Genomic DNA, 11,744 nt, shown 5'->3' on the forward strand with positions numbered 1-11,744 from the left:
GGCACCACCTCCCCGGCACGCGCACGCACACCCGCACCTGTTCTCCCTCACCACACAGCCCGCGCTCCCGTTCCACAAGAACCGCGGGCCACCCCCCTCAGGAGACCGCCATGAGCGACGAGAGTTCCTCCCCGAACAGCGGCCCGCACCACGGCCCGACCACCTCCGCCGCACCCACCTCCCCCGAGCCCACCTCCCCCGCGCCCACCGCCCCCTCCCCGGTCGCCCCGCTCGCCGCGCGCGAGCAGCTGATGGCCGAACCAGGGCTCGGGGCCGGCAACTTCCTCGACCACGCCCTCGCCGTGAACCCCAACCGCGCCGTCCCCTTCGCCTTCAGCCACCACCTCGACCACCGCGGCGCGGTGGTGCTGCGCGGCCACAGCCTCCAGGACCTCGCCACCCTGCGCGACCGCTACGCCGCCTGGTACCACGCGAACGGCGTGCGCCCGGGCGAGCCGGTGGCGGTGGTGATCGCCGAGGGTCTGGAGCCGCTGCTGCACTTCCTCGCGCTCACCGCGCTGGGCGCCGTCCCGGCGCTGGTCAACGACGCCATGCGGCACGACGTGATGGTCCGCTACCTGAACCACGTCGGCGTGGTCGGCGTGGTCGCCGACGACACCACCCGCCTCGCCGCCGCCTACCGCCAGGACCCGCAGCGCCGCCCGAGGTTCATCGCGCTCGCCGCCGAGATCCAGGCCTTCGACGCCGACGCGTCCGGCGGCCTGCCCGCCGAGTACCCGTACCGGCACGCGGCGGACGACGTGGTCGCGCTGATCCACTCCTCCGGCACCACCGGCACGCCGAAGTCGACCGTGCTGGCGCACCGGCAGTTCTGGGACGGCAAGCAGCCGCGCATGGTGCGCTTCCCGGCCGAGCCGGAGGACCGGCTGATGTCGCTGATGCCGCACACCCACGCCGGCGGCCTGAGCTACTTCCTCACCGCGACCCTGCTCGGCCTGCCGACCGTGGTGATGGCGGACTGGCGCCGCTCGGTGGTCGAACCGGTGATGGAGGCGTTCCGGCCCACCATGGTCGCCTCCTTCCCGCGCACCTTCGTCGAACTCGCCACCGGTGAGCTGCCGGTGGCCGGCGCGGCCAAGGTGCACTCCTGGTTCAACACCGGCGACAGCGCGCACTACGGGCACATCCGCCGGCTGGTGCAGCTGGGCGAGCGCCCGGCCGGGCTGATCCGGCCCTGGCTGCTGCCGCAGGAGAAGGCCGAGCAACCCGCGCTGCCCGGTTCGCAGTTCGTCGACGGCCTGGGCTCCTCCGAGATGGGCATGGCGCTGTTCGGCCAGGTCACCACGCCGGAGAGCGTCCGCAACGACCGCTGCGTCGGCAAGCCGCTCGAAGTGGTGCGCCGGGCCGCGGTACTGGACCAGGACGGCAACGAACTGCCGGACGGCACCGTCGGGTTGCTCGGGATCGACTCGCCCTCGCGGACACCCGGCTACTGGAACAACGCGCGGCTGACCGAGAGCTTCGAACTGGCCGGCTACTGGCTGACCGGGGACCTCGCCCGGCGCGACGCCGAGGGCCGGTTCTACCACCTGGACCGCACCGTGGACGTCATCGACACCTCGGCCGGGCCGGTCTACAGCCTGCCGGTCGAGGAGGTGCTGCTGGCGGACTGCGCCGAGCTGGTCCGGGACTGCTCGGTGGTCGGTGTGCCGGGGGCCGCCGGGGAGGGGCAACGGCCGCTCGCCGTCGTCCAGTTGCAGCAGGACGCGGAGTCCGTGACCGCCGAGGAGGTGCTGGAGGCCGCCAACAAGGCGCTGGCCGGGGCCGGGCTGGCCGCGCTCGCCGCCGTCCGGATCGCCCGCGCGGCGGCGGACTTCCCGCTCGGGCCGACCGGCAAGGTCCTCAAGCGCGAACTGCGCACCCGCTTCGCCACCCTCTTCACCGCCCAGTAGCACGGGAATGACCGACCACCTCGTGTCCCCCGCGCGCACCGCCACCGCACCGGGACCACTACCACCGCCACCGGCGGCACCCGCCCCGCCCCCGCAGCCGTACCAGTACGTCCGCACCCGGCTGGTGGAGCCGGACTGGCGCCGACTGCCCGGCTGGCGCGACGTCACCGAGGCGCAGTGGCGCGACGCCCAGTGGCAACGCGCGCACTGCGTCAAGAACGCCCGCCAGCTCCGGGCCGTCGTCGGCGATCTGCTCACCCCCGAGTTCTACGAGCAACTCGCCGCCGACCAGGCCGAGTTCGCGACCATGCCGATCCTGCTGCCGCCGCAGCTGCTGAACACCATGGCCGCGCACTCCCCCACCACCCCGGCGGCGTTCACCGCCGCGTTCCTGGCCGACCCGGTGCGCCGATACATGCTGCCGGTGCTCGCCGACCGGCACCCGCTGTGGCCCAGCCACCCGAAGGCCGAACGCGACTCGCTGCACGAGGCCGAGATGTGGGTGGTCGAGGGCCTCACCCACCGCTACCCGACCAAGGTGCTGGCCGAACTGGTCTCCACCTGCCCGCAGTACTGCGGGCACTGCACCCGGATGGACCTCGTCGGCACCTCCACCCCCCAGGTCACCAAGGCCCGGCTGGTGCTGCGGCCGGCCCACCGGCAGGAGCAGATGCTCGACTACCTCAAGCGCACCCCGACCGTGCGCGACGTGGTGGTCTCCGGCGGCGACCTCGCCAATGTGCCGTGGCCGCAGCTGGAGTCCTTCCTGCTGCGGCTGCTGGAGCTGGAGTCGGTCCGCGACATCCGGCTCGCCAGCAAGGCGGTGGTCGGCCTGCCGCAGCACTGGCTCCAGCCGCAGGTGCTGGAGGGCGTGCACCGGGTCGCGACGGTCGCGGCCGGCCGGGCCGTCAACCTGGCCGTGCACACCCACGCCAACCACGTGCGCTCGGTGACCCCGCTGGTCGCCGAGGCTGCCCGGGCGCTGCTCGACGCGGGCGTGCGGGATGTGCGCAACCAGGGCGTGCTGATGCGCGGTGTCAACGACACCCCGGAGGACCTGCTCGACCTCTGCTTCGCCCTCCAGGGCGAGGCGAACATCCTGCCCTACTACTTCTACCTCTGCGACATGATCCCCAACGCCGAGCACTGGCGCACCAGCGTCCACCGGGCCCAGTACCTGCAGGAGGCGATCATGGGCTACCTGCCCGGCTACGCCACCCCGCGCCTGGTCTGCGACGTGCCGAGGCTCGGCAAGCGCTGGGTGCACCAGGCCGTGGCGTACGACCGCGAGCGCGGCATCTCGTACTGGACCAAGAACTACCGCACCGCGCTGGAGGTCCGCTCGGGCGGCGCCGTGCCCACCGGCGACGACCCGCTCGACCGCCGCCACCCCTACTACGACCCGGTGGACACCCTCCCCGAGTCCGGCCGCCGCTGGTGGACGGAGCGGACCGCGCGCGCCGCGGCCGCCGCACCGGCCCCGCAGGAAGGAGCAGCACGGTGACCAACCCCGTCGGCCCGCAGCAGACCGACCCCCAGGACCCGGGCCCGCTGCGCCGGATGTGCTGGATCTTCCCCGACCGCGAGTCGACCCGGACCACCGCCACGTGGCGGTACTTGTTCTGGGACCTCTACGAGGAGATCGCCGAGGAGCTGGGCCTCAGCTGGTGCCGGCACTCGCCGGACGCCGTCACCGTGGACGCCACCGACCCGGCCCGCCCGGTGGTGTACCTGGACGAGGAGCCGGTGACCCCACAGGACACCCTGTTCGTCACCGCGCTGTACTCGCTGCCGTACCAGTCGATGGACGTCTTCAACCAGTACTCGCTGTACGCGGTGCTGGAGCAGGCCGGGTTCTACCTGCCGTTCCCGCCGTACGTCTCGCTGATCGGCAACGACAAGGTCGCCACCGTGCTGCACCTGGCCGACTCGCCGGTGCCGCCGATCCCGTCGATCCGGATCGGCACCGGGCGGGACGTCGCCAAGCACCACTACGAGGTGGCGCTCGACCGGCTCACCTACCCGGCGATCGTCAAGCCCGCCGGCTGGTGCGGCGGCGGCGGGATCAACCTCGCCCGGGGCCCGGAGGACATCCGCGGCCTGGCCAGCCTCGCCCAGGGCGGCGACACCACCCTCGTCGCCCAGCCGTACCTGGGCGACGGCACCGTCGACTACCGGGTGTACGTGGTGGACGGCGAGCCGTACGCCGTGATGCGGCGGGTGCCGGAGGCCGGCTCGCCGGTGGCCAACGCCAGCCGGGGCGGGACGATGGAGTTCCCGCCGATCCCGCCCGAACTAGCCGAGGCCACGGCGTACTTCGCGAAGAAGCTGGCGATCCCGTACTTCTGCGTGGACTTCCTGTTCGACGGCGAGAAGTACTGGTTCTCGGAGCTGGAGCCGGACGGCGTGATCGCCCCGGACCTCACCGACCCGGACCGCTCGCTCCAGCGGGACATCGTCCGGGCCCGGTTCACCGCCTACCGGGACGCCCACGCCAAGTGGCTCGCCAAGGGCACGCCGTCCGCACCCCCCGGCCTCTTCTCACCCCTCGCGCACCGCGCCCCGACCGCTGCCCCGGCCCCGACCGCCGCCCCGACGACCTCCGCCCCCCGATCGGAAACCCGATGACCGACGCGTTCTCCCTGCCGCCGGACGCGGCCGAACCGCGACTGACCGTCGCCGCCGCCACCCTGGAGCGGCTGCGGACGGTACCCGCGCTCGCCCCGCGCTACGCCGACCGCCCGGCGGCCGTCCGCACCCTGGACGAGCTGGCCGCGCTGCCACCGCTGCTCAAGGACGACCTGAACACCGCCCTCGCCCACCTGGAGCCGCGCTCGGACACGGCCGCCACCTGGCTGTTCCAGAGCGGCGGCTCCACCGGCGCGCCCAAGGTCGGCTACGCGCCGACCGGCTTCTACATGGCCAAGGTGCACGAACACTGGCCGGTGCTCGACCGCGAGGACGTGTTCGCCAACGCCTGGGGCGCCGGCCGGATGTGGGGCGCGCACTTCCTGGCCGCCGCGCTGGCCGACCGGGCCGGCTGCCGGGTGATCGCGCTCGGCTCGATCACCCGCGAGGAGTACCCGGACTGGCTGGGCTTCCTCGCCGACCGGGGGGCGACGGCGATCGGCGGCACCCCGAGCGTGCTGCGGCTCTGGTTCGCGCAGGCCCGCGCGGCCGGGCTGAAGCTGCCCTCGCTGCGCAAGGTGCTGTGGCTGGGCGAGGCCTGGCAGCCGCAGCTGGAGGAGGACCTCGCGGTGGTCGCGCCCGGGGCCCGCCGCTGGGGCATGTTCGGCTCCACCGAGACCTGGGTGGTCGGCACCAACACGCCCGACTGCCCGGCCGACACCTTCCACCCGCTGCCCACCCAGCTGGTGCACGCCGGTGCGGACGGGCTGCTGGACTTCACCACCCTCGACCCCGAGATGCTCAACCCGGTGCTGCGCTACCGCACCGGTGACGCGGGCGAGTTGACCACCTGCCCGTGCGGGCGGCCGGGTGCCGCGATGCGGGTGCTGGGGCGGCGGGACAACGTCGTCCAGGTGCGCGGCCTCGGCCTGCACGTGGACGAGCTGGTCGCCCGGGCCGAGCGGGAGCCGGGCGTCTCGCGCGCCCAGGTGGTGGTCACCGAGGACGGCGGCCGGGCCACCGGGGTGGAGGTGCTGCTGCTGGCCGACCCGGCCGCCGAGGTGGACCCGGCGGCGCTGCGGGCCGAGCTGCTGGCCGGGACGTTCACCCTCAGCACCGCGTTCCAGCACGACCCCGAGCACGTCACGGTCCGGGTCGTCGACGCGCTGGTCAGCAACGACCGCACCGGCAAGACGGCCTCGCTGGTGGTCCGCGCCGCCGAGAACACCGAGAACACCGGGGCTCCGGATGCCGCCGAGGCCACCCAGGAGGCCCCCGTCGCCGAGGAGGCCTCGTGAAGCTGCGAAAGCCGGCGGACCTCGGGCGCGGCTTCAACCTGTTCTGGGCCGGCCAGACCGTCAGCGTGGTCGGCGACCGGATCACCGTGTTCGTCGTCCCCACCCTGATGATCTTCGTCCTGCACGCCTCCGCCCTCCAGGTCGGCGTGGTGGCGATGGCCCAGTACCTCGGCATCCCGCTGCTGGGCCCGATCGCCGGCGTGCTGGTGGACCGCTGGGACAAGCGCCGCACGATGCTGGTCTGCGACCTGCTCCGGCTGGCCGCCGTCCTGGTGATCCCGCTCGCGTACTGGCTGGACCTCCTCTCCACGCCGCTGCTGTTCGGCTGCGTGGCCGTGATCAGCGGCGCCACCATCTTCTTCAACGTCGGGTACCTGATCGCCGTCCCCGCGGTGGTCCCCGAGGAGAAGATGGTGCCCGCCTACTCCCGGCTGGAGGGCAGCAACTCGGTCGCCGAGGTGGCCGGGCCCTCGATCGCCGCCGGGCTCTACAGCGCGCTCGGCGTGGGCGCCCTGGTGGTGGACGCCGCCAGCTACCTGATCTCCGCCACCTGCTTCCGCTACATGCAGCCGTGGGGCGGGCGCACGGTCGTCGAGGGCACCGTCTGGGAGCGGCTGACGGCCGGCTTCCGGATGAACTGGGCCGACCCGGTGCTGCGCCGGGTGGTGCTGGCCGCGGTCACCCTCAACTCCGGCGGGCCGATCTTCGTCACCGTGCTGCCCGTGCTCGCCTACCGGGGCCTGGACGTCTCGGTCGGCCAGTTCGGCGCCGCCATGTCGGTCGGCGCGGTCGGCGCGCTCACCGGCGCCGTGGTCGCCCCCGGGATCAGCCGACGGCTGGGCCTGGGCCGCACCCTGGCCTGGTCGCTGCTGCTGCACTGCCTGGTCGGGCTGGGCGTGCTGGCCGCGCCCGCGCTGCCCGCCGTGCTCGTGATCGCGGTGACCATGGGCTGCTACGGCTTCTTCATGTCCTGCATCAACGTGTGCAGCGCGCCCACCCGGCAGTCCCGGATGTCCGCCGAGCACCAGGGCGTGATGCACGCGGCGTTCCGCACCGTCACCTGGGGCGTGATCCCGCTCGCCGCGCTGGTCGGCGGCCTCGCCGTGTCCGCGCTCACCGATCCGCTGGGGATCCTGGACGCGGCGCGCTGGGTGATGGCCGGCGGCACGCTGCTGGCCGCCTGCTCCTTCCTGCCCGCCCTCGGCATCCAGTCCCGGCTGGACGCCGCCGCCCGCGAGGCGGAGCCGCAGGCGGCCGACGCCGCACCCGAGCCCAAGTCAGAGCCCGACCCTGAGCCCGAGCCCGAGCTGACGGAGAGTACGCCATGAGCACCGGACCGGCCAGCGAGGTCCTGCTCGTCACCGGCTGCTCCTCCGGCATCGGCCTGGCCACCGCCGTGGCCGCCGCCCGGGCCGGGTTCACCACCGTGGCCACCCTGCGCGACCCGGACCGCGCCGACGACCTGCGGAAGGCCGCCGAGGAGGCCGGGGTCGAGCTGGACGTCCGCCGGCTCGACGTCACCGACGCCGCCTCCGTCGCCGCCTGCGTCGACGGCGTGACCGAGACCCACGGGCGGCTGGACGCGGTGGTCAACAACGCAGGCGTCTCCAACTTCGACCCCACGCTGGAGATGTCCACCGACGCCGCGCTGCGGGCCAATCTGGAGGTGAACTTCTTCGGCGTGATCGCCGTCAGCCGCGCCGCCCTGCCGCTGCTGCGCGCCTCCGGCGGCCGGCTGGTCACCATCGGCAGCGTGCACGGCGTGGTCGGCCAGCCGTTCAACGAGGCGTACTGCGCCGCCAAGGCCGCCGTCGAGGGGTTCATGGAGAGCCTCGCCCCGGTGGCCGGCGCGCACGGCGTGCGGGTCTCCGTCGTCGTGCCCGGCTTCGTGCCGGACACCCGGTTCGGGATCTTCCCCGACATCGACCGCCGCACCATCGGGGCGGCCTCCGGGCCCTACGCGCCGACCTTCGAGGACTACCTCGGCTGGGTCGGCGGCCAGGGCTGGGAGGCCGCCGGGCAGCCCGCCCGGGAGGTGGCCGAGGTCGTGGTGCGCACGCTGCGCGCCGAGCGGCCCGCCTTCCGGGTGCCCACCAACGCGTGGGCCGCCGACTACCTGGCGCAGAAGCTCGCCGACCCGGACGGCTCGGCCGTCCAGACCCTCGCCCGCACCTGGATCGGCCGCCCCGACCCGAACCGATAAACCGTCAGGAGCTCTCCCGTGCCCGCCAAACCCCTGCCCGAACTGATCGACTTCGCCCGCCGCAACTCCCCCTTCTACGCCGAGCTCTACCGGGACCTGCCGGAGCGCGTCGAGCACCTCTCGCAGCTCCCGCTGATCGAGCAGACCGCGTTCTGGGCCGCCAACTCCTGGCCGGACAACCGCCTGCTGACCGGGCCGCTGCTCGACGGCGGCGTCTACAAGACCGGCGGCACCACCGGCGTCCCCAAGTTCTCCCCCTGGACGCGCACCGAGCACGCCGACTCGGTCACCGCCTTCGGCGCGGGCCTCGTCCAGGCCGGCCTCAAGCCCGGGCACCGGGTCGCCAACCTGTTCTGGGCCGGCGAGCTGTACGGCGGCTTCCTCTACATCGAGAACGCCCTGCACCACGCCCCCGTGGACAACGTCCGGCTGCCCGTCGGCGCCGCTCCCGACGCCTACATCGCCGCGCTGATCGACGACTTCGGCGTGGACGTGCTGGCCGGAGAGCCGATGAAGCTCAGCTCGGTCGCCGAGCACCTGGTCAAGCACGGTCAGGTCGCCGAGCGGATCCAACTCCTGCTGTTCGGCGGGGACCTGCTCTTCGCCGACCTGCGGCCGATCCTCTCCCGCGCGTTCCCCAACGCGGCCGTCGCCTCCATCGGCTACGCCTCGGTGGACGCCGGCCTGGTCGGCGCGCCGGTGCCCGGCGACGACGTCCGGGTGCACGAGGCCTTCCCGAACCGGACGGTGGTGGAGCTGGTCGACGACGCCACCGGCGAGCCGATCACCGAACTCGGGGTACCGGGAAGGGTGGTGGTCACCAACCTGTTCCGCACCCTGATGCCGATCCTGCGCTACCCGACCGGCGACCGGGCCGAGTGGGTGGACCTGGAGCGCGGCCGGTTCCGGCTGGTCGGACGGTCGGTCGAGGGGGCCCGGGTGGGCACCGTGGCGATGCCGACCGAGGAGATCCGCGCCGTCCTGCTCGCCCACGACCCGGACCAGGTGATCTCCGGGATGCAGATGGTGCAGCGCCGCTGGGACGGCAAGGACGGGCTGGTGCTGCGGCTCGGATACACCGAGGAGCCCCCCGCCGGACTGGCCGAGCGGCTGGTCGAGGCGGTGTACCGGGCCCGGCCGCTCTACCCGGACGACGTGGCGGCCGGGGTGATCCACGACCTGGAGGTGGAGTGGGTGCCCCGCTCCGAGCTGGCCACCAACCCGCGCACCGGCAAGCTCCAGCAGGTCGTGGACGAGCGCCCGCCGGCCTGACGGGCGGCGGTGGGCCGGGGGAGATCCACTCCCCCGGCCCACCCTGCTCCTCAGGCCGTGTGCGGCTGTCCGGCCAGCATCACACTCTGGCCCCGGAATTCCGCGATCACCTTTTCGGCCGCATTCCGCACCGTCACGTCGTAAATGCCGGTGCGCCCGGAACGCGTGCGTTCCACCGCCTCCGCCACGAGTTCGTCCCCGACCGCCGCCGGCGCCAGGAAAGTCACCTGTGCGGCCTGCGCCACCGTCACCGGGCCGTAGCTGTTGCAGGCGTAGGAGAAGGCCGCGTCGGCGAGCAGGAACAGGTAGCCGCCGTGCGCGATGCCGTGCCCGTTCACCATCGCCGGGGCGACCGTCATCCGCATCGACGCCCGCCCGGTGGACACCTCCTCCAGGGCGATGCCGAGGCCCTGGCAGGCCAGGTCGCGCTCGTACAGCGCGGCCATCCGGGAATTGGGCACCGCGCCCGCCGACACCCCGCCGGAGGCCGCGGACCCGGCCGCGCCCGAACCCACCGAGCCCGCCGAACCCGCTGAATCCTCGACGGCCACGGTGTCCACGCTCATGACGCCCTGCTTTCCCCGGGAACAGCCCGAAACGGTCGGTCGGTGTGCCGTGCGTGCGTATTGCACCCGCATTACACCGAGGCCCGCGACGGGCTGTCAACGGTCTCCCGACGGGATCGGAAAGTCCGTCAGGAGAACTCAGAGCAGCCGCTTGATGTCCCCCCGCGCCCGGTAGAACGAGCCGCTGCCGGACTCCAGCACCTCGGCCACCAGGTACCGCGCGCCGGGCACCCGGATGTCCTTCGGGAACTGCACCCGGCGGGTCGCGTCGTAGCCCGGCGAGACCACCCGCACCCGCAGGCGGGTGCCGTCCTGCACGCACTCCACCTCGATGCCGCCCGCGGCGCCCGCCGAACCGACCACCACCGACTCGATCTCCGCACCGGCCACCGCCGCCGTCCAGCCGCTGCCGTCCACCTCGGCGGCCTGCGGCAGCCGGCCCTCCTCGGCCGCCCGCACCGCCGCCTCGCTCGCGTCCACGCAGACCAGCGAACCGTCCGTGGTCACCAGGTACAGCCGGCCGTCGCGGTACTGCATGCTGTACGCCGAGCCGCAGCCGGTGCCGAGCTTCCACAGCCGGGTGCCGTCGGCGTCGAAGCAGTACACCGAGGAGTGGTTGTCGCCCGCGAAGACGTACCGGCCGTCGGGCGAGGCCGCGCAGGAGAACACCGCGGCGTCGCAGCGGTAGCGGGCCGTCTCCGAACCGTCCGCCTTGCGCAGCCGGTGCACCCAGCCGCGCGACGTCCCGGCGAACACCTCCTCCCGCTCCTGCCAGCCGAACAGCACCTCGCCGTCGGTGCGGGTGTGCCAGACCGGGGCGCCGCCGCGCGCCGCGTACCGGCTCACGCCGCGCGAATGGCCGTGGTACACACCGTCGTTGTCGCAGCGCACCATCCAGCCGTCGGTGCCCTCCGCCGAACGCCGCCACTGGAACTCGTCCTCGTGGTCGACGGTGGTGATCCCGCCGCGCGCGTCGGCCACGCCGAGCACGCCGTCGTGGATGTCCAGCCAGTAGATGTCGACGTCCTCGGCTATCTCGTACGCCACCCGCGGCACCTTGCCGCCCAGGTCGTACACCTTGCCGTTGTCGCAGCCCGCGTAGATCCACCAGTCGTCCGCGACGATGCACTTGACGCCGTCCGGCAACCCGTAGCGGCCGGTCACCGCGCCGTCGTGGGTCAGCGTGTAGACGTCGCCGCGCTCGTTGCCCACCCAGGCGTGCTCCTCGCCGACGAAGATGCCGAACGCCGCCGCGCCCGAGTTGAACCGCCACAGCACCGGGGCCTGCCGGGCCGTCGAACGGGTGCTGACGATCGCCCGCCGCGTCACCGCCCGCCGCTCGCGCACCCCGCGCACCGCCGGGGCGTAGCCCTTGCGGACCTTCTCGCCGATCTTCTTGGCGGCGGCCGACGCGGCCTTCTCCGGCGTGGGGTAGGCGGTGGTCCTGGTCTGGCCGCTCTCGCCGATCCGCCCGTAGGTGATGGTGACGTCCACGCCGGCCACCAGGACCTCGTAGAACTTGTGCGAGCTACCGCTGTCCTCGGACAGCTCAAGGTACGTCGACTGCGTGTCGGTGGCGGTGGCTGACATGGCGTGGGCCCCTTCCGGGCACGGGCGTGACGGGGTGTTCCGGCGCTGCGGGCGCGGTGCCCGGCGACACCTCAGAACCTAGCCCCAGCCACCGACAGGGCCCCCACGGGCCCGTCCGCTCGCCGACCGCTCCCCGGGCCGCCGGGACCGGAGCACACCGGACGGCGACGAACCACCCGGCCCCGCCCGGCCCGGACGCCCCGTGCGGTCTGCCCGAACGGACCTTCCGCCGCGTCCCCCGCTCTGACAGCATCGTCCGCTATCCGGTCACCAG

The 11,744-nt window shown here is 73.5% G+C and carries 9 protein-coding genes; 7 read left to right on the plus strand and 2 right to left on the minus strand.

All coding sequences use genetic code 11. The annotated features are described in order from the left end of the window. Positions 1-110: 110 nt before the first annotated feature. The 7 genes from OG715_RS09545 to OG715_RS09575 are packed head-to-tail and all read left to right on the plus strand — an operon-like array spanning position 111 to position 9,314. Positions 111-1,913: a class I adenylate-forming enzyme family protein gene (locus OG715_RS09545; RefSeq protein ID WP_266275551.1), complete on the plus strand. Its 1,803-nt coding sequence runs from the start codon at positions 111-113 to the stop codon at positions 1,911-1,913. Positions 1,914-1,920: 7 nt separating this feature from the next. Further along, the gene (locus tag OG715_RS09550) at positions 1,921-3,417 is read left to right on the plus strand and encodes a KamA family radical SAM protein (RefSeq protein WP_266275550.1); all 1,497 of its coding nucleotides are present in this window, start codon (positions 1,921-1,923) and stop codon (positions 3,415-3,417) included. Further along, positions 3,414-4,541, plus strand: coding sequence for an ATP-grasp domain-containing protein (locus OG715_RS09555; RefSeq protein WP_266275549.1), 1,128 nt, complete (start codon positions 3,414-3,416; stop codon positions 4,539-4,541). Before OG715_RS09550 ends, OG715_RS09555 begins: the two co-directional genes overlap by 4 nt. Then, on the plus strand, positions 4,538-5,839 hold the full coding sequence (locus OG715_RS09560) for a phenylacetate--CoA ligase family protein (protein ID WP_266275547.1): 1,302 nt from the start codon (positions 4,538-4,540) through the stop codon (positions 5,837-5,839). The genes OG715_RS09555 and OG715_RS09560 overlap by 4 nt, the downstream gene beginning before the upstream one ends. Further along, positions 5,836-7,167, plus strand: a complete 1,332-nt coding sequence (locus OG715_RS09565; protein WP_266275546.1) for an MFS transporter — start codon at positions 5,836-5,838, stop codon at positions 7,165-7,167. Before OG715_RS09560 ends, OG715_RS09565 begins: the two co-directional genes overlap by 4 nt. After that, positions 7,164-8,042, plus strand: a complete 879-nt coding sequence (locus OG715_RS09570) for an SDR family NAD(P)-dependent oxidoreductase (RefSeq protein ID WP_266275545.1) — start codon at positions 7,164-7,166, stop codon at positions 8,040-8,042. Before OG715_RS09565 ends, OG715_RS09570 begins: the two co-directional genes overlap by 4 nt. An 18-nt stretch (positions 8,043-8,060) precedes the next feature. Continuing rightward, positions 8,061-9,314: a phenylacetate--CoA ligase family protein gene (locus OG715_RS09575; RefSeq protein ID WP_266275543.1), complete on the plus strand. Its 1,254-nt coding sequence runs from the start codon at positions 8,061-8,063 to the stop codon at positions 9,312-9,314. A gap of 50 nt (positions 9,315-9,364) precedes the next feature. On the opposite strand, the gene paaI is transcribed toward OG715_RS09575, so the two are convergent. Both paaI and OG715_RS09585 read right to left on the minus strand, forming a co-directional pair. Further along, positions 9,365-9,760 carry a hydroxyphenylacetyl-CoA thioesterase PaaI gene (paaI, locus tag OG715_RS09580; RefSeq protein WP_266277367.1) on the minus strand — a complete coding sequence of 132 codons (396 nt, stop codon included), beginning with the start codon at positions 9,758-9,760 and terminating at the stop codon, positions 9,365-9,367. 258 nt (positions 9,761-10,018) lie between these two features. Then, complete coding sequence (locus OG715_RS09585; RefSeq protein ID WP_266275541.1) at positions 10,019-11,470, minus strand: WGR domain-containing protein; 1,452 nt, start codon at positions 11,468-11,470, stop codon at positions 10,019-10,021. Between the last annotated feature and the right edge of the window lie 274 nt (positions 11,471-11,744).

The organism is Kitasatospora purpeofusca (assembly GCF_036010405.1).
In the GTDB taxonomy this organism is placed as follows: domain Bacteria; phylum Actinomycetota; class Actinomycetes; order Streptomycetales; family Streptomycetaceae; genus Kitasatospora; species Kitasatospora purpeofusca.